The sequence below is a fragment of the Phreatobacter sp. GW821-FHT04C01 genome (assembly GCF_059420385.1).
This window is the reverse complement of record NZ_JBWKTP010000012.1, coordinates 33,124-57,837: the sequence shown is the minus strand read 5'-3', so window position 1 is coordinate 57,837 and position 24,714 is coordinate 33,124. Positions and strand designations below refer to the sequence as shown.

Sequence of the window (24,714 nt, the reverse complement as noted above, 5' to 3'; positions counted from 1 at the left end):
ACTGATTCCGTGCGAGGACACTGTCAGCGGTTGAAGCGCAACTTCAAGCTGTAATCGAAGGTGCGCTTCACGAATTTTGCCTTGGCACGCCAGTTGACGTTCCAGTGCGAATGACCATGGGCGCGCTCGCCGAATCGAACCGGGATGCGCTCCACCCGATAGCCCTGCTGGAGCGCCTGGTGATAGGCGAACAGGTCCAGCGAGAAATCCGACGGCGCATCCACCCAGCTGTCGAACAGGGCGCGGGGGAACATGGTCGCCTGGGCGTTGATATCCCACAGACGGCGACCGAACAAAATGCTCTCGAACAGGGACATGCCGACTGTGAAGGCCACGTCGCCGAGCGGGCGGCCGGTACGGCGGCCTTTGACGAACAGCTTCTGCGCCGGATCCTCGCCGAACAGCGCCAGGCCGGCCAGCGCATCGGCCGGATCGGTTTGCATGTCGGCATGGGTCCAGGCCAGGATCCGGCCCTTGGCCTGGCCAAGGCCGGAGAGAATGCCGAAGCCGTAGCCCTGGTTGCGCTCGACCCGAACCGATCGGATGATCGTCTGCCCCGCCAGCAGATCGCGCAGCACCTCCGGCGACCGGTCGGTCGAGCCGTTGTCGACGAGGATGACCTCATGGGCCGGGTCGGTGAAGGCTTCCGCACAACGTGCGACCAGAAGTGGCAGATTGGCCGCTTCATTGTAGCAGGGGATGACGAGCGAGAGATTGATCATGGGCTCAACTCGTTGCTGGTCGCTGGGAAAAGACGAGATATTTCATGCCGATGAAATTCAACGTCGCGGAGATGGCCGTCGCCGCGAGGAAGGCCGTCGTGAGCCCGACACGGTCATGTCCGATCAGTGTCACGGTCGCGGTGTTGACGCCGACATTGACCGCCAGCGTGGTGAGATAGACCGCCACGAAACGCAATACGACGCCCGGGCCGCCTTGCGCACGGAATGTGATGGCCCGGTTGGCTACATAGGAAAACAGGGTACCGGCGACAAAACCGGCGGTCTTGGCGGGCGCGACGGTCAGGCCGGCCCACAAGAGCAGCCAATAGACCGCGAGGTCGACCAGCACTGTCGCGCCCCCCACGACGAGAAAGCGCGCGAGTTGACTGCGGGATTCGTTGCCGGCGCTGTTCATGTCAGTCCCGGCGCGCCGGCGGTCGCTCGGGCGCGCTCCAGCGATAGCTCTCACGCAGCTGCGCCACGTCGCGGGCCTCGATGCGTGAATCCAGATCGAGCCGGTAGGGGTGCCCCTGCCACTTGTCGAAGCAGGACTGCCAGTAGTCGAAGGTTCTCAGGTCGTCGGGGGTGCCCCAGCACAGATAGGCCTCGGCCTCGAACAGGCGGCAGTCGAGCCCCAGGGCCAGCGCGTCATTGATCGCGACGTCGACATAATATTCGCCGTTGACCGTCGCCTGGCGGGCCATCATGCGTTCGCAGGCAAGCAGGAAATCCCCGGCGCGCCGGAAGCTGAATGCCCCGATGACGATCGGATCATGGGCGGAATCGGCAAGCGGAACCTTGGTCGAGACGGCACGGATGCGACCATCCGCCGCGGCGTCGATCCATCCGAACATCTGCGGCTTGCGACGCGCTTGCGGATGGCCGCGCGCACCCCAGACGACGACATCGGCGCTGTCATGGTCCACCATCTGCGCAAATGCGCTTCCGTCGTAAAGCGCGCCATTGTCACAGGCGATGATGGTCAGCGGCGCCTCGGGGTCGGCATCGGCCAGACCCAGCAGACAGGTGCGGGCCTGCCCGTCGGTGACGCCGTCCAGTACCTGGAACGTTGCCTTGGGCAGCGCCTCGGCGATCGCGGCCGTCACGCGGTCCTTGCCCGCGAGATCCGCCCGCAGGATGAAACGTTGCTCGGCATGTCGCGGCATATCGAGGGCCGCCTGCACGACCATCGGCCGGCCGGAGACCGGAACCAGCGGCTTGGGATCCTGATAGCCGGCGACCGCGAACCGCTGCCCGAGGCCTGCCATCGGCACCAGCAGGAGCCCGTCCCGCACCGGGCCCGGCTGGCGTGCCAGGCCGGGGCGGATGAGTCCACTGAAGATGCGCGACCAGTACTGGTATTCCTGCAGGTCGTCCGGCGTACCCCATTGCATGAAATGCTGAAGCGGATAGACCGCGATCGCCCGCCCGTCGCGCAGCATCGGTTTGTAGACGAGGCTGACATAATATTCGTCGCCCACCGACAGGCCGAGGCGGACCGTCTCGTCGCAATAGTGCTTCAGCCGTTCGGCCGACGCGAAATAATAGGTGCCGCTGGAGGCAAATTCGCTGGTCGGATCGTCGGTGAACGGCTGCTTTTCCTGGATGTCGGTGGCCCAGCCGGCCTGGTCCTTGAGATAGGCGTAGAATGTCGAACCGAGGCTGTGGGGATGGAAGCCGCGATAGGCCGGGATCGCCCCGTCGCAACCGGTCTCCTCGGCGAAGGTCAGGAAGTCATCATAGTGCCAAAAGCAGGTGAAATCGCAATAATTGACAATCACCGGGCGGCCAGGCTCGAGCTGGTCGACCACCTGCTGAACCGCATGAACCGGCCCGAGGCGATGTGGAGCAATGGCCACAACGCGGCCGGCCGGCGCGATCTCCGCGAGGATTTCGCGCATCCTGTAGCGCGGCTCGGCGAGATGGTCCTGATTGCAGATGAAGACGAAGTCGATCGCGCCGGGAAACAGTTCGACGACGTGCTGGATGATCGGCTTGCCGTCGACCTCGATCAGCGGCTTGGGAACATCATAGCCCGCCCGGCGAAAACGCTCGCCGAAGCCGGACATCGGAATGACGATTTGCGGTCTGATCTGGGTCATCAGGAGCGAGCCATGCGCATGCGGTGGATTTCCTGATCCCAGCCGAGCAATGCCGCCTCGTCGTCAACGGACAGAAACCTGACCGCGGCGGGATCATCGAGCCTTGCCAGCACCATGCCGAAACAGTCGAGCATCGGCGCGACGCAGCGATTTGCCGTGGGGCCGATCAGAATGCCCCGGCCCCGGACAACCAGGAAATCCGGCAACTGGCCTGTCTGCTGTCGCTGGCGGCCGATCCAGTCGGCGGCATCCGAAGGCGAGGCGACTGGCAGCGGACTGGCGCCAAGATAGACGACATGATCGGGATAAAGCGCGCCGCGCTGGCAGTGTTCGAGTGCGACGGGATCGAGCGCTGCGGCATGGACCAGCGGATCCTCAGGGCAGGACATCCCTGTGGCGACGGCGAGCGTGGTCAGCTCGGGGAGGTCCGGTGCCGGTGCCGCGCGGGGCGTCAGAGACAATCGCCGCTCGACGTCCGCGAGCAAGGCGGCGCCGGCCTCGACGCTGTCAGCCTGGACGATCAGGCCATGATTGGCGAGGACGAAGACCGCCGAACCGGTATTTTGTTCGATCAACGCGCCCAGGCGCCGGCCAGGTCGGGCATAGGGAACCCAGCGCCAGTCGAGGCCCGAAAGCTTGTCTGCCAGCACGGTCTGGGCATCGTTCCTGATGGCATGGGCGATCGTGTTGACCGAATGGACATGGATCACCACGCGGCCTGGCAAGATGCCGTGGATGATGGTTTCGATGGACGGACGAAGGCTTGATCCCGGCAACAGCACGCCGGCGTCGAGCTCGGCGCCGCTCATGCGCGTCGCCTCGACTTCCGCGTGGAGCCGGTCGAGTTCGATCGGCGCGAAGATCGGCTTGTCCATGGCGTCGGCGAGCCAAGTGCCGGACACCTTGACCCAAAGCCGGTTGGCGATCTTGATCGAGGTATTTCCGCCGGCGCCCTGGATGAGCGTTCGATCGCGACCGATCCGCGCCGAAAATGCGGCGAGTTGGTCAAGGTCGACAGGGGGAGCGGCTTCGGAGACAGGCACGGGGGTGGCCATTCGCATGGGGTGATCGGGATTGCCACGAACCGCCCCGTCGACCGGATAGCGCGATCCGCGACGGGCGCGAGCCGGCCTCCGCCCCCACGGCCCGGCCGCCCGTCTTTAGGGAAATTGACGTGCCAAGGCAAGGTGAGGCGCGGTGGCCTCGGGCCGGCCTCCACCGGCTTGCCGCGGGCGGACCGATCCGGCCAAGCCCGGCCTGTGCCCCAAAAGCCAGCAGGGCGGCCCGGTCGCCCGAGCCGCCCCGCATAATCACCCAATATCAACCCTTAAATCGTCACTCCAGGCAGTCGAGCGGCAGGACCGAGGGGTCGGCGCTCTGCAGGATGTCGGCGGCGCGCATCGACTGGCCGGCATTGTCCTCGCTGGGGGTCACCTTGTTGGCTTCCAGGAAGGCGCGGACCAGGTCGAGCTTGATGCCGAAATTGATGTTCTGGGCGGTGCGCTCGCCGGAGATCTTGTCGATCTGCGAGACGACGACGCCGACGACATGGCCGAACTCGTCGAGCACCGGCCCGCCGGAATTGCCGGGCTGGGTCGGGGCGCTGTACTGGAACCGGCTCTGGTCGCCGAGCGCGCCGCGCATGCCGCTGACGAGACCCTCGGTGACGTTGACGCCGCCGAGCTGCGAGCGGGCGGGGTAGCCGACCAGCACCACCCGTTCGCCGGCGCGGATCGGCGTCTGGCTGCCGGCGCGCAGCGACAGGGCGGGCGTGGTGGCGCCTTCTTCCTGCAGCAAAGCGAGATCGGCGCCTTCGTCCTGGGCGATCATGCGCAGCGTGACGCGCTTGCCGTCCGGCCGAGAGATCGCGACGGTGCCGCAGCCGTCGACGACATGCTGGTTGGTCAGCACATGGCCCGAGGTCGAGACATAGAAGCCGGTGCCGGTCGAGGCGAGATTGCCGACCCGCGGCGGCCGGCCGACCGAAACCTCCGGCTTGGCGCAGAGATCCTGGTCGCGCTGCTCGGCCGTCTGGCCGCCTTCATAGACCAGCTTCAGGTCCCAGCGGCAGCCGCCCTCCTCGGGAACCCGCAGCTCCAGGCGGAAGCGCCGGGGCAGGGTCTCCGAGCCGAGCCGGTCGTCGCCCCAATGGGTGTCGCTCACCGGGGTCAGGTAGAGTTCGCGCACATCGGTGCGGCCCTGGTTGAGGAACACCAGCCGCCGGCCGCCCTCGGGGCCGCCGCCGTCGATGCGGAAGGCGTTGGGGCCGCCAAAGGCGACCTCGCGCCGGTCGCAGATGTTCTGCCGCATGCGCCGCTCCTCGCGGCCGCCCTGATAGACGATGCGGAAGTCGAAATTGCACTGGTCGTCGCGCTCGACCTGGGTCGAGAAGCGCGCGCCGGGCGCGATGCGATTGCTGCCGAGCCGGTCCTCGCCCCAGGTGCTGACCTTGGAGGACGAGATGAACAGCGACTCGATCGGGTTGGTGCCCTCGTTCAGCACCGCCACCTGCGACAGGCGCGGCGCCTGGCTGCCCTGGTTCGGCGCGGTCTTCTGCGCGCCGCGGCCGGGCGCCAGGGCCGGACCGGTAAAGGACAGCTCGCGGGTCTCGCACAGATTGACGTTGGGACGGACCTCTTCCCGGTTGTTGTCGAAGGTGACGCGCACGTCATATTGGCAGCCGCGGCCGCGCGGCATGCGCAGCGTGAACGAGTTGCGCGCCGAGATGACTTCGCTGCCGAGCCGGTCCCGGCCCCAGGAATTGGCGCGCGCTTCGCGCACGTTCATGGTCTGGATGGTGATGCTGCCGCGGTTGAAGATCTCGACCTGCAACTGCTCCTGGGGCGCGCCGGCGGTGCCCGGTGTGCCGCTCGGCGCGGGATTGCGGTCGCTGCCCTGGAACACCACCTCGCGGTTGGTGCACAGGTTGCGCGCCGTCAGCGTCTGGTCGTCGCTGCCCTCGAAGGTGGCGGTCACGTCGTAGACGCAGCCCTCCCGGCGGGTGAAGCGGCCGGTATAGGTTGCGCCGTCGGAGAGCACGGCGGAGCCCAGGATGTCGTCGCTGTCGTCGCCGTTGGGCGAGGTCAGCTTGAGCGTCTGCAAGGTGTTGCCGGTGCGGTTGCGCACCACGAAAAGCGCGATCGGGCCGGCCCGCTGCAGGTCCTGCGCCGTCGTCTCCGTGCGGCCGTCGAGGCTCAGCTCGGGACGCTGGCAAAGGTCGATGCCGAAGCGGCTTTCCTCGCGCCCTTCGGCATAGATCGCGCGCACGTCGAAGCGGCACTGCTGCTGGGCGTTGAGGCGGAAGCGCAGGCGCCTGCCGGCCGCGACCGTGTCGCTGCCGAGCCGGTCGTCACCCCAGGACGCCTCGTCGGTCGGCGCCACGAAGAGATATTGCAGCACCTGATCGGAACGGTTGTAGACGGTGACCTCGGGGGAACGTGCAGCCGGCCGCTGGCGCTGCTGGGCTTCGGCGCCCGATATCGAGACCAGGGCGGCACAGGCCGCCGCCGCCAGGGCAAGGCGGGCGGGCATCACGGGGAAAACCGACATGGACGAGGAATCTCCACTCTCGCGTCCCATCCCAGGGCGGGGCGCCTGATGTTGATGATTTAGGCGGGGCGGGTTTCTGCAGGATTTCGCCAGGACATGGCATAACCGTGGCGAACCGCGCCGCCTGAAATCCGGCTGAAACCTTTTTGGCGGCCGGCAAGGGCAGGGCTCGTGCGTCGTGCCTGAGCCTTGCCGCGGCCATCGGGGGTTGTCGCCACGCCTCGATCATGCCGTGATCGTAGCCGGTGCGGCAAGTTCGGGCTAGGGCTGCATGAGCGCCTTGGCCACCGCCATATAAGCCGGCAAGGTGATCGGATCATTCGCCCCGTTGGCGGCGATCGGATGCGAGGCGTAGCGGACGATCACCATTTCCGCCTTCGGATCGACATAGATGCTCTGCCCGTGAATCCCGCGCGCCATATAGGCGCCGTGCTCGTTGTGGCTGACCCACCACATGTTCCGATACGACCAGCCGGGCAGCGTCGCATAGCCGGCCTTGGCGAAATGAGCCCGGTCGCCGCCGCGCTCGATGTCTTCGACGACCGCGGCCGGAATCACCTGCTGGCCGTTGAAGCGGCCGCGATTGCGCATCATCTCGCCGAAACGGGCGAGGTCGCGCAGGGTCGTGTTGAGCCCGCCGCCGCCTGATTCGGTGCCGATCGCATCGACCATGAAGAAGGCGTCGCTCTCGGTTCCGAGTTTCGACCAGATCTCGCTGGACAGGAGGTCGGCCATCGACTGGTCGCCGGCGCGCCGGATGATCCAGGCCAGCACTTCCGCGTTCACCGTCTTGTAGGCGAAGGCTTGGCCGTGCTCGCCTTCCTTCCGCAATTGGGTGAGGAAATCATAAAAGCTGCGGGGACCCTGGTAATTGGGGCCGGCCGGCAGCATGCCGCCGGCGCGGGCATAGTTCCACACCTCGGCGTTCGGGTCGGCATAGTTCTCCGAATACTGCACCCCGATGGTCATATCCATGACCTGCCTCACGGTGGCATCGGCGTAAGCCGTGCCGGCCATTTCCGGGACATAGCGGGTGACCAGCGCCGAAGGATCGAGCTTGCCCTGCGCCGCCAGGACCGCTGCGAGCGTCCCGACGACGGATTTGGTCAGCGACATCGCGATATGCGGCCGATGGACGTTGAGTGCGCCGAAATAGCGCTCATAGACGACCTGGCCGCGATGCAGCACCAGGATTCCGTCGGCATAGGTCCCGGCCAGCGCGTCGTCGAAGGTCATGACCTTGCCGTCCAGGGTGGTCAGGCGGACGCCGCCGAGATCACGCTCGCCGCGCGGCAGGGCGACGACCGCGCCCTCGCCCCGCCAGACCGCCGATGTCGGCACCAATTGCCGCATATTGCTGAAGGCCCAGCGGGTCGCCGGAAACCGATAGCCGCTGCCATTGTCGAAACGCACGGTGCGGTCGGCCGGCGGCGGAAAGCCGCGCATGATGCCGAGCCGGTTCGGATCGCTGTCCGCGGCGCTCGGAAATGTCGGGGGGCTCTGGGCGAAGGCGGGCGCGAAGCCGCCGACGACGAGACCGGCGGCGAGGCCGAGGGCCGATCGGAGATGATGACGCATGGCTTGGTGGGGGCTCGACGGGTTGTGGACAGAGGCCGGATCGCGGAATGCGCGCCTCCAACTCTATGCCTGCCTGTGAGCGATGCCAATTGCCGCGATAAGCCTCGGTGCGGTGTCGCGCGATCGCAGCTGGCCGGGAATCCCGTCCGGCGCCCATTCGGCATGCCCCGCAACTGCACGATGACTTCGGCGCACGCGGGTGGCTGTGCGGGAGCAATAGCCGCTTCAGAACAGCGTCTCCAAGTTATAGTGATTCCAAAAATCACATTTGACCGACAAATAATACAATATATCCGAAAGTATATAGTACAATTCAAATAACTTGAAATTGCTGTAAATAGATAAATGGCATAGTCACTCTTAAAGTATAACAATTATAAAGTGAAACATTGTCGCAGGCGCGATTCGAATTGCTTCGAGTCATTGTTTTCAGGCAAAGCGCCGTGATAGTAGGCCGTGACGATGGGAGATCGACATGGCTGCAATGCGTCCTAGAAGTACTTACCCGATTGCGGCCACTCTGCTCTTGTCTCTCGGCGAAAACGTGCTTGCGCAGGCGCCGTCTTCTTCTGCTTCCATGGAGCTTCCCACCATCGAGGTGCAGGCCCAGACCGTGCGTCCACTGCCGCCGACAGGCACGGTCGGGCAGCCGCCGGAGCCCTATGCAGGCGGCCAGGTCGGAACCGGCGCGCGCCTCGGCATGCTGGGCAATCGCTCGTTCCTGGCGACGCCGTTCAATGTAACGGGCTACACGGCCAAACTGATGGCCGACCAACAGGCCAGAACGATTGCCGACGTCGTGCAGAATGACCCGTCGGTGCGCAACGACGTCTCGCCGTTCAGCGAACGCGATGCGTTTTTCATTCGCGGCTTCTCGGTCGTCGCCCTCGACACCGCCTTCGACAGCTTGTTCTACATCGCCAATCCGCGCCGCAGCTTTACCGAAGGCATCGAGCGCGTCGAAATCCTGAAAGGGCCCAGTGCCTTCCTCAGCGGCGGCCTCGCCCGCATCGGCGGCACGATCAACCTCGTCCCCAAGCGCGCCACCGACGAGCCGCTGACGCGGGTGACGACATCCTTCGCCAGCCGGGCGCAAGTCGGAACGCATGTCGATATCGGCCGCCGCTTCGGCCCGGCCAACGAGTGGGGCATACGCCTGAACACCTCCTATCGTGGCGGTCAGACGCCGTTGGACAACAACGCCATTGAAGTCGGGGTGGTCGCGCTGGGCCTCGACTATCGCGGCGAGCGCTTTCGTGCGTCGCTGGACCTGACCCATAGCAGGCAGGACGTCACGGCGCCGACATCGCTGTTCAATTCGGTCGCGCCGAATATTCCCATTCCCAGGGCGCCGAACAACCGCCTCAACACGGCAAGCCCGCTCGAATATATCGACAGCCGGTACAACATGGCCGCGGGGCGGGTCGAATACGATCTCCTGCCCCAGGTGACGATCTACGCCGCGGGCGGCATCAGCCGCTATTACGAGGACTTCCTGCAGTCATCCTACCGGATCACCAGCGCGACCGGGCAGGCGACCAATACGCTCGCCATCCAGCCCCAGGAAATCCAGGGATTGACCGGCGAGGTGGGTTTGCGCGCCCAGTTCGACACCGGCTTCATCGGTCATCAGTTGAACGTCTCGGCGGTCCAGGCGGAGAACCGGAACTTCCGCGGCGGTTTCAATCCGATCGCCCTGCCGAGCTGGGTCACCAATATCTACAATCCGGTCTACCTGCCGCGGGGCTCGTTCCCGTCGATGACCTTGCCGCGCTCCAATTCGCTGCCGCTGTTCACGCAGCTCACCGCGCGCAGCATAGCGGTCTCGGACACCCTGTCGCTCGGCGGCGACCGCATCCAGCTGACGCTCGGCGGGCGCTATCAGTCCATCGACCTGAGAAGCTATGGCACCCGCCCGGGGCCGACGCTCGGCGCGCTGGCAACCAGCTACCAGGAGGGCAAGTTCACGCCCGCCGTCGCCCTGGTGGTCCGTCCGTTCGAGCGCCTGTCGATCTACGGCAACTATGTCGAGGCTCTCACCGAAGGGCCGACCGCTCCCGCGACGGCGGCCAATGCCAATGCGGTCTTCGCCCCCACCGTCAACAAGCAGATGGAGGTCGGCGTCAAATACGATCTCGGCACGGTGGCGCTCACGGCTTCGCTGTTCGAGATCCGGCAGCCGAACGCCTTCACCGACCCCGCCACCAACGTGTTTTCCGTCAGCGGCCTGCAGCGCAACCGTGGCGCCGAACTCGTCGTCTTCGGCGAGCCGGCCCCCGGCGTGCGGCTGCTGGGCGGCGTGACCTTCATCGATGCGGAGCTGGCCAATACGCTCGGGGGCCGGTTCAACGGCAACACTGCTCCCGGTGTCCCGGCCGTCGCGGTCAACCTCTACGGTGAATATGATGTGCCGTCGTGGCTGGCGGCGGGCCTGACCCTGACCGGCCGCGTCATTTATTCGGGCAAACAATTCTACGACCAGGCGAATACGCAATCGATCCCGGCCTGGACCCGTTTCGACGCCGGCCTGCGCTACGTCTTCCAGCGGCCGGCGGGCAAGGACGTCACCATCAGGGTTGCCGTCGAAAACGTCCTGAACACGTCCTATTGGGCCACCGCCTCCCGAGGTTTCCTGAGCATGGGCGCCCCGCGCACCGTCATGGTCTCGACCACCTTCGACTTCTGACCTGCCGGCTCGGGTGCTGCCGGGCCCTTGCCTCCAACGCGCCGCCACCAACCGCCAGTTTCGCATACCCGCTTCGTTTCGAGCACCTGTTCAGTTCCGGAATCCTCGTTGATGACGATGCCCACGAGACATCCGTTTGATCGTATCGACAGCGGCGCGCCCGTCTCGAACGGTCGGCGCGCCGGCGCGGCCGTGAGCTGGCTCCGCCGCGTTGCCGCGGTGCTGCTGCTCGCCGCCTTGCCGGCGGCGGCTTCGGCGGCGGAGGTCGTCGACCTGGCGGGACGGCGGCTTCAGATCCCCGATCGCGTCGAGCGCATCATCATCGGCGAGGGGCGCTACATCCCCGCGCTCGCGATCCTCGACCGGGAAAATCCGGTTGGCCGTCTCGTCGGCATGCTGGGGGATTATGAGGACATCGACCCGGCGAACTATGCCCGTTACCGCGCCCGCTTTCCCGACATCGACAAGGTTCAGCGCATCGGCCGCAGCGCGCGCGACAGCTTCAGCGTCGAGCAGGCCATTGCCGCCCGGCCCCAGCTGGCGATCTTCGGCCTCGGCGGTCACGGACCGGGAACACGCTCCACGGAGGTGATCCGCGCCCTCGAGGCCGCCGGGGTGGTCATCGTCTTCGTCGATTTCCGCAGCGATCCGCTGGTCAACACGCCACGTTCGCTCGAACTGCTCGGCAAGGTTCTCGGCCAGGAGGCCCGGGCCGCCGAATTTCTCTCGGTCTGGCGGGCGGCGCTTGCGACCGTCACCGAGCGCCTCGCGCGCGAAAAGCCGGCCCCGACCCGCGCCTTCGTCGAGAGCCGCGTCGGTCTCGGCAGAGGCTGCTGCGAGACCATGACCCGCGGCATGATGGGGCGTTTCGTCACGGCCGCCGGCGGCGTCAACGTGGCCGATGCCATCCTGCCGGGCGAAGCCGGCGTCGTCAGCCTGGAATGGCTCATCGCCAACCCGCCCGACGTCTATATCGGCACTGCGATCGGCAGCGGCCGGCGCGACGCGGCATCGTGGCTGGCCCTGGGCGCCGGCGTCACCGAGGCGGCGGCCCGTGCGCGCCTCGCCGCCTCGCTCGCCCGGCCGGGCATTGCCGACCTCCCCGCCGTCGGGCAAGGGCGGGCACACGCCATCTGGCACCACTTCTACAATTCACCCTTCAATGTCGCCGCGGTTCAGGTCTTCGCGAAATGGCTGCACCCCCAGCTTTTCGCCGATCTCGAACCCGAGGGCCTGCTCGCCGATCTGCACAACCGGTTCCAGCCCTTCCCGCTCGACGGGGCCTATTGGGTGAGCAGCAAATGACCGTCACCGATGCGGTGCCTCCCACCGAACGGGGTGTGGATGTGCGAGGCGATCGCCAGGGCCGCGGCATGCGCGGTCGCCGCGAGCCTCGCTCCCGGGGATGGCGCACCGGCGCCGTCCTTTTGCGGGGTGCGCAGGCATGACGAAACCGGCGCACGGCCCGGCCCCGGCCAGTCTCGGCGGCGCTGCCGGTCATGGCGGGAGAGCCGCGGGCCCGCCGCCGTCGCGCGTCGCGCTTTCCGACGCCGGCGAGCGTGTGCTGACGCTTTATGCGGCCCAGCTTCGCAAGCGGGCATTCATCGTCGCCACCTTGCTGGCCGCTGCCGTCATGGGCCTCTTCCTCGACCTGACGACGGGTCCTTCCGGGCTGCCGTTCCGCCAGACATGGGCCGGCCTGATCGGGGCGCCAGAGGCTGGTCGCGCGGCGCAAGTCATCGTCTGGCACGTCCGCCTGCCGATCGCCGCGATGGCGATCCTCGTCGGGGTCGCGCTCTCGCTCGCCGGCGCGGAGATGCAGACCATCCTCGACAATCCGCTCGCCAGCCCCTTCACGCTCGGCGTCTCGGCGGCGGCGTCGGTCGGCGCGGCGCTGACGATCGTGCTCGGCCTGAGCCTGCCTTATCTGCCGTCCAGCCTCGCCGTGGCCGGCAATGCCTTTCTGTTCGCCTTCGGATCGGTGCTGCTGCTCCAGGCTTTGGCGCGCAGGAGCGAGGGCGGACCCTATCTCCTGGTGCTTTTCGGGGTCGGCCTCGTCTTTGCCTTCAATGCGCTGCTCGCCCTGGTGCAGTTCCTGGGATCGGCTGAAGCGCTCCAGGAACTCGCCTTCTGGACGATGGGCAGCCTCGCGCGCGCCGACTGGACGGCGATCGCGATCCTGGCCTCGGTGGTTACGATCATCGCGCCCTGCTCGTTCGCCGCGTCCAGCAGCCTGAACGCGCTGCGCCTGGGCAACGACCGGGCGGCGAGCTACGGCATCGACGTCGCGCGCCTGCGTTTCCTGTCGCTGCTGCGGTCGAGCCTGCTCGCCGCGACGGCGGTCGCCTTCGTCGGCACGATCGGTTTCGTCGGGCTGGTCGGGCCTCACATCGCTCGCATGCTGATCGGCGAGGACCACCGCTTCTTCCTGCCGACCGCAGCATTGACCGGAGCGGTGGTCATGTCGTTCGCCTCGATCGCCAGCAAGCTCGTCGTCACCGGCGCGCTGCTGCCGGTGGGGATCGTCACATCGCTGGTGGGATTGCCGGTCTTCTTCATCCTGATCATGCGGCAGCGACGCCGATGACGAACGTCCCGGAAGCACTGGTGATCGGCGGCCTGAGCGTCGGCTATCCCGGACGGCCGGTCGTCGAGGACTTCAGTCTCGCACCGGTCGCGCCGGGCAGCGTGATCGCCATTGTCGGTCCGAACGCGGCCGGCAAGTCGACCTTGCTGCGCGGGCTCGCCGGCCTCTTGCCCGTCACCGGCTCGATCCGGATCGGCCCGGTCGAGCTTGCCGGGGCCGACAGGCGCGAGCGGGCGCGGCATGTCGGCTTCATGCCCCAGAGCCTTCCGGCCGACGCAAGGCTGAACGTCCTCGAAGCGGTGATCGCGGCGCTCGCCATCAATGCGTTCGATGGTGCCGCCCGCTCTCGGGTCGAGACACAGCGGCAGGCCATAGCCGTCCTGGAGCGGCTCGGCATCGGAGAGTTGGCGCTCGAGCCCCTGGATGCTCTCTCGGGCGGACAACGCCAGCTGGTAAGCCTCGCTCAGGCCGTCGTCCGCGAACCGGTCATCCTGCTGCTGGATGAACCGACGAGCGCGCTCGATCTTCGCCATCAGGTCCAGGTGATGCGGATCATCCGCGATCTCGCCGATGGCGGGGTCATCGTGGTCACAGTGCTGCACGATCTCGCGCTCGCGGCGCGTTGGGCCGATCGGGTGGCCGTGCTCGGCCGCGGCGCGCTCGTTGCCGAGGGAGCACCGCGGGCGGTGCTGACGCCCCGATTGCTCGCCGAGGTCTATGGCATCGTCGCCCGGGTGGAGCCGTGCTCCGCCGGCACCTTGCAGATCATCGTCGACGGTCTCGATGAGGACAGGAGTGCGCGGCAATGCCCGACATGATCGCACGCGCTGGTGATCACACCCGGATCGACGTGCCTCTGCCGTTTCTCCGATCAACCGGATCGAGGCGCCCCGGCGCGACGCCGGCCCACGGCCGGCCGGTCACGGAACAGGCCTCTTTGCTTTAGCCGCAGCATCTCGCGGCTCCTCCGGCCGCGACCAAGGTTCGAACGAGGTTCGGTCGACATGCCAGCATCGTCTCAACAGGTTGCCGAAGCGGCAGCCTTCCGCAGTTTCGCCAACGGTTATCTGCGTGAGATCGACCCCGGCATCCGGGTCCATCACGCCTTGCCGGATGGCCCTCCCGCGGCTTGCGTGGAATGGAACCTGCGCCGGCAGCGCGCCGTGATCCGCGCCGAGATCGTGTCTCCTTCGCTGTGCGGCCCGCACGGCTTCGGCCGCCTGTGGAGCCGTCATCTCCACGAACCGCGCTGGCTCCGCCTCGCGCCGATGCGCGCGATCCAGGAGCTCCTCGGCGAAGCCTATGCCCGGGTCGACGCCGGCGGCGGCGAGGCCGCGCGCCAGCATGAGCTGGAACTGCTGGGACGCATTCTCGACAGCTATCGCGAGACGGCTCGCCAACTCGATCTCGCGGCGCGCACGACCGGCGAGGATACGAGCTTCATTGGTGCCGAGCGCTCGCTCCTTTTCGGCCATTGGCTGCACCCGACGCCCAAGAGCCGGCAGGGCCTCACGTCCTGGCAGGCGCGTGTCTACGCTCCCGAGGAGGAGGGCGCGTTCCAGCTCGCTGTATTCGCCGTCGAGGCCGGCATCGTCCGTCACGCATCCGCGGTGCGCCGTTCGGCGCTCGCGATCGCGCGAGACCTGCTCGGGGCCGACGCGGCGCGGCTGCCGCTGCGCCCCGGCGAGATCGCTCTCCCGATGCATCCGCTGCAGGCGGACGCCCTGATGCTGGAACCTCATGTCGCGGCGATGGTCGATGCGGGCCTCGTTCGACGCCTCGGCGCGGCGGGCCCCCGCTTTACCGCCACCTCCTCGCTGCGGACGGTTTATGCGCCCGATAGCCCCTGGATGGCGAAATTCTCCCTTCCGGTCACCATCACGAATTCGCTGCGCGTGAACCGGATCGCTGAACTCGAAGCGGGCGTCGCGATGGCGCGGCTGCTTGGGCGGAGCCGCTTCGGAGCGCGCCATCCCACCTTCCGGATCCTCTTTGACCCGGCCTATTTCACACTGCGCTGCCCCGGCCGCGAGGAGAGCGGCTTTGAGACCGTGCTGCGCGAGAATCCCTTCCGCGGCGGCGCCGAGCGCGGCATCGCGACCGTCGCGGCGCTGACCGCGGAGCCCGTTCCCGGCCGGCCTTCCCGGCTCGAGACGCTGTTGCGCCGCGTCTGTTCCGGCAATGGGGACGCGGTTTCGCGCGCCGCGCGGATGTGGTTCGGGCTCTATCTCGACTGCATGCTCGAACCCCTTGTCGCGCTTTATGACGAGCATGGCGTCGCGCTCGAGGCTCATCAGCAGAACGCGCTGCTCGACGTCGCCGACGGTTGGCCGCGCCGGGCGTTCTACCGCGACAACCAGGGCTTCTACCTCTCCGAGGCCGCCCGGCCGCGGCTTCTGCGCGAGGCCCCCGAGACGGCCGACCTCGCCTCGCTCTATTTCGCCGACAGCGAGGTTCGCCGTCGCTTCGCCTATTATCTCGTGGTCAATCAGATCTTCTCCGTGGTGTCCCGCATGGGCCATGACGGGCTGGTCCGGGAAGAGATCCTGATCGACGACCTGGCCTGCCGGCTGGAGGCGATGGCGGCCCGCATGACAGGTCTGGGCCGGGCCTTCGCGCGCTCGCTTCTGGACGGACCGACGATCTGCACCAAGGCCAATTTGCGCGTCCGGCTGTCGGATCGCGATGAACTCGCCTCGGGCGACGGAACCGACAATTACATGGACATGCCGAATCCGCTCGCCGTCCGGGCGCGTGCAAGCGGCGAGGCCGGCCGTGCCCTTGCCTCTTGAAACGGTGCACCAGCCGGAGGAACGCGTCCTGCGGCAATTGGCTGAGGCGACCCTTTTTGAGGGCTTGGCCGAGCTCGACGCCGCGCGCGCAGATGGCCCTGGGCCGCTGCAATGGCGCATCGGGGGGCGCCGCTTCCGCGCCACCGGTGCGACCGGTCCCTTCGGCCGCTTCCGCCTCGACCCTGCAACGATCGAAATGGCGGAACCGGACGGGGCCTGGCGCGCCGCCGATCTCGCCGCCTTCGTGAAAACCCTTCCCGCCACGCCGGAGCGCCGGGCGCAATTGCTGGCGGAACTGCTGCAGACGGTCGAACTCTGCCGCTGGAACGCGAAGGCCCTTGTTCCTCCGAACCGCCCCACCCTTGCCTTTGCCCAGCTCGACGCCGCGCTCTGGGAGGGTCATCCCTACCACCCGTGCTTCAAGACGCGGACCGGCTTCACCCTGGAGGATCACCGCCGCTATGGGCCGGAATGCGCCAGGCCGTTCAGGCTGCACTGGCTGGCCGTCCGGCGGGACGCGATCACGACTTCGCTGCCGGGCGGAGAGGCCGAATTCTGGCGGGCGGAGCTCGGCGAGGAATGGAACCTCGTGGCGCGCCGCCTGGACGAAGCAGGGCTGTCCTTCGAGACGCACGCTGTCCTGCCCGTCCACCCCTGGCAGATGCAGCGTCTCGGGGACGGCCCGCTGCGGCCCTGGCTGGCCGAGCGCCGTGCCGTCGCGCTCGGCGCCGCCGGCTGGCGTTACTTTGCAAGCCAGTCGCTGCGCACCCTGCACAATTTTGACGACCCGCGCGCCGGCAGCGTGAAGCTCGCCATGAGCCTCGTCAGCACGTCGAGCCTGCGCAACCTCCACCCGCATTTCGTGCTGACCGGGCCGGCGCTCTCGGAATGGCTGGCGGGGCTTGTCGCTGACGACCCGCTGTTGCGTGGCCGCTACCGGATGGACATCCTGCGTGAATATGCCTCCGCGCTGGTCGACCCTGCCGGGCCGCTGGCGGGACAGCTCGGCGTGCTCTGGCGCGAGGCGCCGAGACTGGCCCCGGGCGAGGCCGCGGTTCCCTTCAACGCGCTGATGATGCGGGAGGCGGACGGCAGGGCCTTCGTCTCCCCTTGGCTCACGCGCCACGGGCTCCAGGCCTGGCTCGACCGCCTCGTCGATGTCGTCGTGCTGCCGGTCTGGCACCTTCTGGTGGCCCATGGCGTCGGGCTCGAGGCGCATGGCCAGAACATGATCCTCGTCCACCGCGACGGCTGGCCGGAGCGGGTGATCCTGCGCGATTTCCACGAAAGCGCCGAATATGCGCCGGACTTCGTATCCGACCCCGCGCGGGTGCCGGACTTCGCCGCCATCGACCCCGCCCATGGCGGTCCGGTGGACGATCGTTTCCACGCCATGCGTTCGGCCGCCGTGCTGGCCGAGCTCGTGACCGACAGCCTGTTCGTCTTCAGTCTTGCCGAGGTCACCCACCTCCTGCACCGGCTGCACGGGCTGGACGAGGCGGATTTCTGGCGTCGGCTCGGCCTCCGCCTGCGGCGTCACGCGACGGAACACGGTCTGGAGAACCGGCTGGCCCGGCTTCGCATCGACGCGTCTCAATTGCGGGTCGAAGCACTTCTGTCGCGCAAGCTCGGACTGGACGAGGCGCGCTGCAGCCGCCTCGTGGCCAACGCCATTTCCCCCTGAACAACCCTCGGGAGACGTCATGATCGAGATCGATGAGCACATGATGACTGCGGTGGAGATGGATGTCGCGATCCGGCGGGTCGCGACGCAGGCGCGCCTGCAGGGTGGCAAAGGCGAGCGTGTCGCCGCGCGCCTGCGCGACACCACCGAATGCCTGGCCTTCATTCTCGCGGCGCGCCGGCTCGGCGTGACGCTCCTGCCGATCCATCCGGCGCTGCCCGACGAGGGCGCGCGGCGGCTCGCCGAGCGCGCCGGCTGCCACCGTCTGTTCCTCGACGATCTGGACGGCGAGGTCCTGACGGGAGCCGCGGCTCCGGTTCCAGACGCAGGGCAATTGCTCCAGATGAGCTCCGGCACCACGGGCGACCCCAAATGCATCGCGCGCGATTGGAGTTCGGTCGAACGCGAGATCGACAGCTATGTCGCGGCCTTCACCGAGCCTGAGGGGATGACGCCGGTCATCGCCTGCCCGATCACCCATTCCTACGGGTTGATCTGCGGGCTGTTCGTCGGCCTGCGCCGCGGCCGGGCGCCGGTCGTGCTGGACCACACCAATCCGAAATATCTGCTGCGGCGTTTGCGCGAGATCGACCGTCCGTTGCTCTATACCTCGCCCGCCATGCTGCACACGCTCGCCCGGCTTACCCCCGAAGGCGAGCGCATTCATGCCGCGATGACATCGGGCACGGTCCTGCCCGGACCCTGGTTCGACGCCATCCGCAGCCGCGTCGTCCACTTCTTCCAGCAATATGGTTGTTCGGAGGTCGGCTGCATCGCGGTGAACCCGGACCTGTGCCAGCCGGACGCCATCGGCCGCCCCTTGCCTCACCATCGTGTCCTGGCCGGCGAGAGCGCCGAACGCCCGGCCGAAATCGTCGTCGAGACGCAAGCCGGGCAGGTTCGCACCGCCGATCTCGGCTATGCGCGCGCCGACGGCATGCTGGTCTTCGTCGCGCGCATGGACGACACGATCAACGTATCGGGCCTCAACGTCTATCCCGGCGAGGTCGAGGACGTGGTGATGGCGATGCCCGGCATCACCGATGCCGTGGCCTTCGCCCGGCCCGATCCCTTCGCGGGCGAACGGGTGACGCTGCTGTTCAGCGCCGGGGCGCCGGTGCCGCCCCGCGCGCTGCAGGATTGGTGCCGGCGCCGGCTCGCCGGTCATCAGGTGCCCGGCGAGGCGGTGCAGGTGACGGCGATCCCGCGTGAGGCCAACGGCAAGATCTCCCGCCGCGCGGTGGCCGCGCGCTATCGCAGCGGATTGCTGGCGGAGGTTGTGGCATGACCCACGAGAACATCATCGAGGCCATCGGCACCGTCCTGCGCGAGGAGATGCGCCACCCCCATCTCGACCTCTTCGGCCCGCAGGCGCGACTGAACGAGGACCTCTACATCGATTCCGTCCAGCTCCTTCAGCTGATCCTGGCACTGGAGCTGAATCTCGGCCTGTCCGTATCGGAGGAGGCCTTCAACCGCCAGGATCTTTCAACCGTCGCCGATCTCGCGGCGATCCTGGCACCCGACACGGAGCCGCAGCAACCGGCCGCCGAGGCCGCCGGGCCCGAGGCGCCGCCGGCCAGCGTCCATGGCGACATGCCCTATGATCTGAAGATCCATTGCTTCGTCAGCTGCGTCTGCGCCGGGCTGAAGGCGCGCGGCATAGACCACCGCCCGTTCTACTTCCTGATCTGGGATGCCGAGTTCGCGATCACCGACGGCTTCCGGCTCGCCTACCACTCGGATGCCATGGATCACGAGTCGTTCCGCTATTGGTTCGAGCGGCTCTACGGCGTGCCGCTGGCCGCCTGGTACGACCATTCCCGCTCCAAGGACGAGAATGTCGCAATCCTCCTCGACATTCTCGGTCGCCGCGCGCCGGACGAATGCGTGATGGTGATGCTCGACATGTTCCATCTGCCGGAGCGCGAGAACAAGTTCAACCAGAACCCTTTCCCGCACTATCTGCTGCTGGAACTGACCGATGATCCCGCCGTCTGGCAGGTGCGTGACCCCGATTTCCGATGGGAAGGCTTGATCGCGCGCGACAAGCTCTTGAACGCGATCCGCCAGCCGAGCGTCGCCGGCGGCTACCGGTTCGATCCCTCGATCGCTCATGCGCCCGCGAACGCGGACCTCGCCGCCTTCTTCACCGCCTGTTTCCGCCCCAACGCCAATCCCCTGATCGATGCGGCGCGTGCCATCGTCACGGCCCATGCCGAGGGGCAGGGCGGCCTGGTCCTTGCCGATGTCGCTGAGGCGCTGCGCGAACTGCCTGTTATCACCATTCGCAAATGGGCCTACGAGCACGGCTTCGCGTTCTTCTGGCGGGCCCTGCGCTGGCCCGACAGCGGGTTTCAACGCATCTGCGACGAGATCGAGATGCTGGTGAACGGCCTGACGTCCCTGCACTACGCCATCCTGAAGCTCGCCAAGACCGGGGAGGCGGCACTGGTGGCTCCGGTTCTCGAGAGGCTCGACGCGCTCGACGCCATGGAGTTCTCGATCAAACGCCAGCTCGCGGCAGCTTTCGAGGCCTGGCGAACCATGAGCCTGAACATTCCCCCGGCGGGTCGCGCGCAGGAAAGGCTCTCGGCATGAGGATCTCGCTCTGCACCATCAGCTTCCGGCATCACCTGCTGTCGATCGGCGAGATCGCGCGCTTCGCCCGCGGCAGCGGCTTCGACGGCATCGAGCTGTGGGGCGTCCACGCGCGCAATCTCAGCGGCGGCTATCACGCCGACTGGCTCGCCGCCCATGGCCTGCGCGTGCCCATGCTGAGCGACTACCTGCCGCTGGACGCGCCGCGCGACAGCCTGACCGAACGCATGGCGGAGTTCTGCCGGCTGGCGCGGAACTGGCGGGCTCCGCGGCTGCGGACTTTCGCCGGCACGAAGGCGAGTGCCGTGACCTCGCCCGAGGAGCGCCAGCATGTCGTGAGCGGTCTGCGGATGGCCGCAGGTTACCTCGCCGACCACGGTCTGCGGCTGCTGGTCGAGACTCATCCCGGCACCCTGGCCGACACCGCGGCTTCGCTGCTGCGCCTGCTCGAAGAGGTCGACCATCCGGCCCTCAAGGTCAATTTCGACGCGCTCCACGTCTGGGAGGGCGGCGACGATCTCATGGTCGCACATGAGCGCCTGGCCGAACATATCGACTATTATCACCTGAAGAACGTGCGAGACCGGTCCGACCTCTCGGTCTTCGAGCCCGCCAATGTCTATGCCGCGTCCGGGCGGCGCGACGGCATGACCAGCCTGCTCGAGGGCACGCTCGACTATGGTCCGTTCCTGGAGAGCCTGCCCGCGCATGCCGAGGCCTCGCTCGAATGGTTCGGCGACGCCTGCTTCTCCATCCTGCCGGCCGATCTCTGCAAGGTCCGTAACATCGCCGCCAGGCGCCGCGACGACATGGCCTTCCGCTTCGGTATCGCGGGCTGACCTGGTGTCGTCAGGGCAGGGCGCCGCGCATTGCCGTTCCCGCTGGAAACCATCTCACCAAACGAGGAAGCTCTCATGCACCAAAGTCGCGCCGTGATCAGCACGCTCCATGCCAGCCGCACCCTTCAGCAGCTGTGCAAACACTGGGCCCATAAATTCGAGACCGAATTCACCACGACCACCGGCCGGATCATGTTGCCGCTCGGCGAAACGCGGCTGGCCGCCGACGCCGAGGCCCTGACCATCGAGCTGGCGGCCGAGGATGCCGACAAGCTGTCCGGTCTTCGCGATGTCGTTGTGCGACATGTCGAACGCTTCGCGTTTCGCGAGACGCTCGATTTCGCCTGGTCCTAGGACCGCGGCACAGTGATCATGGCGGGCTGGCGGGATAGGCGCGGGGCTGTTGGAGACAGCGGAGCAAGGACGGCTCGCCACCACTTTCTCAGGCTCGCACCACATCGTCTTGCCCGGGCTTGTCCCGGGCATCCACGCATTTTATCCGCCGGCGGCAATCCATTCGTGGATGGCCGGGACAAGCCCGGCCAAGACGAGAATAGTCCTTGGAGCGATGGGCGCTGGATCGACCGCGCGCAGAACCCGCGCCGTCGCCCTGCGCACAGCGAGGTCGACACATCGTCCTGCCCGGGCTTGTCCCCGGTACCGGGCTTGTCCCTGATATCCACGCATTCGTCCGCTCGCGGCAATCAACCCGTCATGACCGCGGTTCAGCCGTCCCAGGCGACGTTCCGCCTCCAGCATGCCGCAGTGCCGCCTGGCGCGGCGCGCTGCCCTCGGGCGGCGAAAACCTCTGCATTGAAATCCGGAGAATGAAATGGATCTGACCATTCGGGCCATGCGCGCCGAGGATGCGCCGGCAATATTCGAAATCTACAACCAGCCGGCTTTCCGTTCCGGAACACTCGCGCTTCCCTACGAATCCTTCGAAGCGGTCAAGAAATGGGCCGAGCCCCGGTCGCCGCGCGATCTGCATCTGGCGGCGGAATTGAACGGCCGGCTCGTCGGTGCGGCGGCGCTGCGCCCCTTTTATGGACGGCGTGCTCACGCCGCCGAATTCTGGATCGCCGTGCACGAAGATTTCGCGGGAAATGGCATAGGGTCCCGTCTCCTCGCCGCCATTGTCGATACATCGGACAATTGGTTGAATATCCACCGAATTGAAATGACCGTATTTACCGACAACGAGAGAGCCATTGCTCTCTACAAAAAATTCGGATTTGAAATCGAGGGCACTCACAAGGCCGCGACATTTCGCAATGGCGCTTTTGCCGACGCCTATTGCATGGCGCGCTTGCGGCCGTCGGGCGCAGGCGTGGCAGGTTGACGGCAGTCGACGCCGAATGCGCCTCCGCATGTCCGCCATCGTCGATGGCGTGGTGGTGCCGCCGGTGCCGAGCCCGAGCTGCCGGCCGGCCGGCCATGAAGGCCTGGGCCTGGGCGCGGGCCGTTGCCAGCATCGGGTGGATTTCGGGACTGCAAACGACATCGCGCAAAAGCAGCGTGTCTTGCGTGCCGGGCTGCCGGAACAGCGGAGACGGCCCGACGGAGCGAGGAGAGTTTCCACAGGGCTTCGCTGCGCCCATTGGCGTCGGGCCACGCTGACTCGGGGCAAAATCCTGTGGAAACCTCAACAGCCGTCCTGAACCGCGGTCGCGGCGGGCGATCGGCTCGCGCCGGCCTGTCGCGGCGGCGCATGCCACGCTGGGGATGGTCCATGGCGCCGCCTTGACGCGTTGCGGAAGAGCTGTTTTGTATCGAGGTTCAATACGACCGTTTTATTTCGCGAAGAGCGGAAATTGGAGCATCCAATTTCGATCGCGCCTCGCGCAATACGACGGGGAGACCGGCGCCAGCCCCCCTTGCCGCCGAAAAAACGGGCATGCGACTGTACGCGTCATTCATGTGGAGTTCCTGATGCCGATCCTTCCGAAGGCCGATATCGTGTTGCGTGGCGGCCGGGTTTTCGTCGCCTATGGCGAACCGGTCGTCGAGGCGGTGGCGCTGTGGTCGGGCAAGGTTCTGGCTGTCGGTTCGTCCGCCGAGATGGAGCCGCTGATCGGCCCGAAAACCCGTGTCGTCGAGCTGCGCGGCCGGCTGGCGACCCCGGGCCTGTTCGAGGCCCACGCCCATCTCCTGCCGCTCGGGCTCGGCATGGCCGAGATCGACGCGCGCCCGCACAATGCCCGCACGCTCGACGACCTGCTCGGCCTGATCCGCGCCGAGGCGGCGCGCAAGAAGCCGGGCGAATGGATCATGGCGCGCGGCTACGACCAGTTCGAGCTGGACGTGAAGCGCCATCCCCACCGCACCGAGCTCGACGCCGCGGCGCCCGACAATCCGGTCTATCTGGTGCGCGCCTGCGGCCATCTCGCCGTCGTCAACTCGCTGGCGCTCAAGCTTGCCGGCGTCACCAAATCGACACCGGTGCCATCAGGCGGCGCCATCGAGCAGGTCAATGGTGAATTGACCGGGCTGATGGCCGAGAACGGCCGGGCGCCGGTCAAGGCCGTGCTGCCCGATCCGAGCGACGAGGACCTGGTCGCCGGCATCGAGCGCGGCGCGCGCTACATGAACTCGTTCGGCATCACCAGCACGATGGATGCGGCCGTCGGCATCCGCTCGAAATATCGTGAGATTCCGGCCTATCGGAATGCCGTGCGCACCGGCCGCCAGCCGATCCGCGTGACCCAATGCCTGCTGGCGAGCCCCGATGGCATTCTCGACAGATGCTATGCCGAAGGCCTCGTCACCGGCTCCGGCGACGACATGCTGCGGGTCGGCCCGGTGAAGATCTTCACTGACGGTTCGGCCGGCGGCAAGACCGCGGCCATGTCGGAGGTCTATGCCGGCGAGGAGGAAACCCACGGCATCTTCTGTCTCACCGACAAGGAGATGGAAGAGGCGACCATGGAGGTCCACGCCAAGGGCTATCAGCTGGCGGTCCACGCCATCGGTGATGCCGCCATCGAGCAGACGCTGGTCGCCATGGAGAAGGCGCTGGCGAAATACCCGGACGCCGACCGCCGCCACCGCATCGAGCATTGCGGCTTCAACACCATGGACCAGATGCGCCGCATGCGCCGCGCCGGCATCGAGCCGGTGCCGCAGCCGATCTTTCTTTACGACTTCGGCGATCTCTACCGTTCGGTCATGCCCGACCAGCGGCCCGAGACCAGCTATCCCATGAAGACCTGGATCGACATGGGCTTCAAGCCGGCGGCCTCGACCGACGCGCCGGTCTGCGACGCCAATATCTATCCGAACATCTACCAGATGCTGACCCGCAAGACCTCGCGCGGCACCGTCGTCGGCGGTTCGGAAAAGATCTCGATCGAGCGGGTCATCCAGGCCTATACCGAATTCGGCGCCTATGTGAACAAATGCGAGGACCATCGCGGCACGCTGCGTCCCGGCCAGGCCGCCGACATCGCGGTGTTCTCCCGCGACCTGCTCACCGCGACGCCGGAACAGATCCTCGGCGAGACGCGCTGCGACCTGACCATTCTGGGCGGCGCCTGCGTGCATGACGCAACCGGCGAGTGGAGAGCGTAAGGCG

Annotated in this window: 18 protein-coding genes; 12 read left to right on the top strand and 6 right to left on the bottom strand. The window is 67.0% G+C overall.

All coding sequences use genetic code 11. The features are described 5' to 3' along the window. Positions 1-23: 23 nt before the first annotated feature. From AC07WJ_RS32065 to AC07WJ_RS32040, 6 genes are all read right to left on the bottom strand, one after another. Positions 24-722, bottom strand: a complete 699-nt coding sequence (locus AC07WJ_RS32065) for a glycosyltransferase family 2 protein (RefSeq protein ID WP_494938786.1) — start codon at positions 720-722, stop codon at positions 24-26. A 4-nt stretch (positions 723-726) separates the two neighbouring features. Further along, entirely contained in the window at positions 727-1,137 is a 411-nt protein-coding gene (locus AC07WJ_RS32060) for a GtrA family protein (RefSeq protein WP_494938785.1), read from the bottom strand. A gap of 1 nt (position 1,138) precedes the next feature. After that, positions 1,139-2,824, bottom strand: a complete 1,686-nt coding sequence (locus AC07WJ_RS32055) for an NTP transferase domain-containing protein (RefSeq protein WP_494938784.1) — start codon at positions 2,822-2,824, stop codon at positions 1,139-1,141. Continuing rightward, a complete protein-coding gene (locus AC07WJ_RS32050) occupies positions 2,824-3,885 on the bottom strand; it encodes a class II aldolase/adducin family protein (protein ID WP_494938783.1) in 1,062 nt (353 codons plus the stop codon). The genes AC07WJ_RS32055 and AC07WJ_RS32050 overlap by 1 nt, the downstream gene beginning before the upstream one ends. A 274-nt stretch (positions 3,886-4,159) precedes the next feature. Further along, positions 4,160-6,373, bottom strand: coding sequence for a S1C family serine protease (locus tag AC07WJ_RS32045; RefSeq protein ID WP_494938782.1), 2,214 nt, complete (start codon positions 6,371-6,373; stop codon positions 4,160-4,162). 261 nt (positions 6,374-6,634) lie between these two features. Further along, on the bottom strand, positions 6,635-7,951 hold the full coding sequence (locus AC07WJ_RS32040) for a serine hydrolase domain-containing protein (protein ID WP_494938781.1): 1,317 nt from the start codon (positions 7,949-7,951) through the stop codon (positions 6,635-6,637). A gap of 577 nt (positions 7,952-8,528) precedes the next feature. Here AC07WJ_RS32040 and AC07WJ_RS32035 point away from each other — a divergent pair. The 12 genes from AC07WJ_RS32035 to AC07WJ_RS31980 all read left to right on the top strand — a co-directional run bounded on the left by AC07WJ_RS32035 (position 8,529) and on the right by AC07WJ_RS31980 (position 24,710). Next, the gene (locus AC07WJ_RS32035) at positions 8,529-10,637 is read left to right on the top strand and encodes a TonB-dependent receptor (protein WP_494938780.1); all 2,109 of its coding nucleotides are present in this window, start codon (positions 8,529-8,531) and stop codon (positions 10,635-10,637) included. Between the two features lie 192 nt (positions 10,638-10,829). Then, the gene (locus tag AC07WJ_RS32030; protein ID WP_494938779.1) at positions 10,830-11,942 is read left to right on the top strand and encodes an ABC transporter substrate-binding protein; all 1,113 of its coding nucleotides are present in this window, start codon (positions 10,830-10,832) and stop codon (positions 11,940-11,942) included. Positions 11,943-12,081: 139 nt separating this feature from the next. Then, the gene (locus tag AC07WJ_RS32025) at positions 12,082-13,224 is read left to right on the top strand and encodes a FecCD family ABC transporter permease (RefSeq protein ID WP_494938778.1); all 1,143 of its coding nucleotides are present in this window, start codon (positions 12,082-12,084) and stop codon (positions 13,222-13,224) included. Continuing rightward, positions 13,221-14,042, top strand: coding sequence for an ABC transporter ATP-binding protein (locus tag AC07WJ_RS32020; RefSeq protein ID WP_494938777.1), 822 nt, complete (start codon positions 13,221-13,223; stop codon positions 14,040-14,042). The genes AC07WJ_RS32025 and AC07WJ_RS32020 overlap by 4 nt, the downstream gene beginning before the upstream one ends. A 186-nt stretch (positions 14,043-14,228) precedes the next feature. After that, on the top strand, positions 14,229-16,016 hold the full coding sequence (locus tag AC07WJ_RS32015) for an IucA/IucC family protein (RefSeq protein ID WP_494938776.1): 1,788 nt from the start codon (positions 14,229-14,231) through the stop codon (positions 16,014-16,016). Further along, a complete protein-coding gene (locus tag AC07WJ_RS32010) occupies positions 16,000-17,700 on the top strand; it encodes an IucA/IucC family protein (protein WP_494938775.1) in 1,701 nt (566 codons plus the stop codon). The genes AC07WJ_RS32015 and AC07WJ_RS32010 overlap by 17 nt, the downstream gene beginning before the upstream one ends. A gap of 19 nt (positions 17,701-17,719) precedes the next feature. Then, complete coding sequence (locus AC07WJ_RS32005; protein WP_494938774.1) at positions 17,720-18,988, top strand: AMP-binding protein; 1,269 nt, start codon at positions 17,720-17,722, stop codon at positions 18,986-18,988. Next, on the top strand, positions 18,985-20,301 hold the full coding sequence (locus tag AC07WJ_RS32000) for a DUF6005 family protein (protein WP_494938773.1): 1,317 nt from the start codon (positions 18,985-18,987) through the stop codon (positions 20,299-20,301). Before AC07WJ_RS32005 ends, AC07WJ_RS32000 begins: the two co-directional genes overlap by 4 nt. Then, positions 20,298-21,140 (top strand): sugar phosphate isomerase/epimerase family protein, encoded by an 843-nt coding sequence (locus AC07WJ_RS31995; RefSeq protein WP_494938772.1) that lies wholly within the window; start codon positions 20,298-20,300, stop codon positions 21,138-21,140. The genes AC07WJ_RS32000 and AC07WJ_RS31995 overlap by 4 nt, the downstream gene beginning before the upstream one ends. Positions 21,141-21,215: 75 nt before the next feature. Further along, positions 21,216-21,494: a DUF2218 domain-containing protein gene (locus AC07WJ_RS31990; protein ID WP_494938771.1), complete on the top strand. Its 279-nt coding sequence runs from the start codon at positions 21,216-21,218 to the stop codon at positions 21,492-21,494. A 478-nt stretch (positions 21,495-21,972) separates the two neighbouring features. Further along, on the top strand, positions 21,973-22,482 hold the full coding sequence (locus AC07WJ_RS31985; protein ID WP_494938770.1) for a GNAT family N-acetyltransferase: 510 nt from the start codon (positions 21,973-21,975) through the stop codon (positions 22,480-22,482). A 590-nt stretch (positions 22,483-23,072) separates the two neighbouring features. After that, the gene (locus AC07WJ_RS31980; protein ID WP_494938769.1) at positions 23,073-24,710 is read left to right on the top strand and encodes an amidohydrolase; all 1,638 of its coding nucleotides are present in this window, start codon (positions 23,073-23,075) and stop codon (positions 24,708-24,710) included. Positions 24,711-24,714: the final 4 nt, after the last annotated feature.

Coding starts and splice junctions, on each gene's coding strand:
- AC07WJ_RS32065 (WP_494938786.1), bottom strand. CDS start 722: ATGATCAATCTCTCGCTCGTCATCCCCTGCTACAATGAAGCGGCCAAT.
- AC07WJ_RS32015 (WP_494938776.1), top strand. CDS start 14,229: ATGCCAGCATCGTCTCAACAGGTTGCCGAAGCGGCAGCCTTCCGCAGT.
- AC07WJ_RS31980 (WP_494938769.1), top strand. CDS start 23,073: ATGCCGATCCTTCCGAAGGCCGATATCGTGTTGCGTGGCGGCCGGGTT.
- AC07WJ_RS32025 (WP_494938778.1), top strand. CDS start 12,082: ATGACGAAACCGGCGCACGGCCCGGCCCCGGCCAGTCTCGGCGGCGCT.
- AC07WJ_RS32055 (WP_494938784.1), bottom strand. CDS start 2,824: ATGACCCAGATCAGACCGCAAATCGTCATTCCGATGTCCGGCTTCGGC.
- AC07WJ_RS31985 (WP_494938770.1), top strand. CDS start 21,973: ATGGATCTGACCATTCGGGCCATGCGCGCCGAGGATGCGCCGGCAATA.
- AC07WJ_RS32005 (WP_494938774.1), top strand. CDS start 17,720: ATGATCGAGATCGATGAGCACATGATGACTGCGGTGGAGATGGATGTC.
- AC07WJ_RS32020 (WP_494938777.1), top strand. CDS start 13,221: ATGACGAACGTCCCGGAAGCACTGGTGATCGGCGGCCTGAGCGTCGGC.
- AC07WJ_RS31995 (WP_494938772.1), top strand. CDS start 20,298: ATGAGGATCTCGCTCTGCACCATCAGCTTCCGGCATCACCTGCTGTCG.
- AC07WJ_RS32035 (WP_494938780.1), top strand. CDS start 8,529: ATGGAGCTTCCCACCATCGAGGTGCAGGCCCAGACCGTGCGTCCACTG.
- AC07WJ_RS32045 (WP_494938782.1), bottom strand. CDS start 6,373: ATGTCGGTTTTCCCCGTGATGCCCGCCCGCCTTGCCCTGGCGGCGGCG.
- AC07WJ_RS32060 (WP_494938785.1), bottom strand. CDS start 1,137: ATGAACAGCGCCGGCAACGAATCCCGCAGTCAACTCGCGCGCTTTCTC.
- AC07WJ_RS32000 (WP_494938773.1), top strand. CDS start 18,985: ATGACCCACGAGAACATCATCGAGGCCATCGGCACCGTCCTGCGCGAG.
- AC07WJ_RS32040 (WP_494938781.1), bottom strand. CDS start 7,951: ATGCGTCATCATCTCCGATCGGCCCTCGGCCTCGCCGCCGGTCTCGTC.
- AC07WJ_RS32050 (WP_494938783.1), bottom strand. CDS start 3,885: ATGCGAATGGCCACCCCCGTGCCTGTCTCCGAAGCCGCTCCCCCTGTC.
- AC07WJ_RS31990 (WP_494938771.1), top strand. CDS start 21,216: ATGCACCAAAGTCGCGCCGTGATCAGCACGCTCCATGCCAGCCGCACC.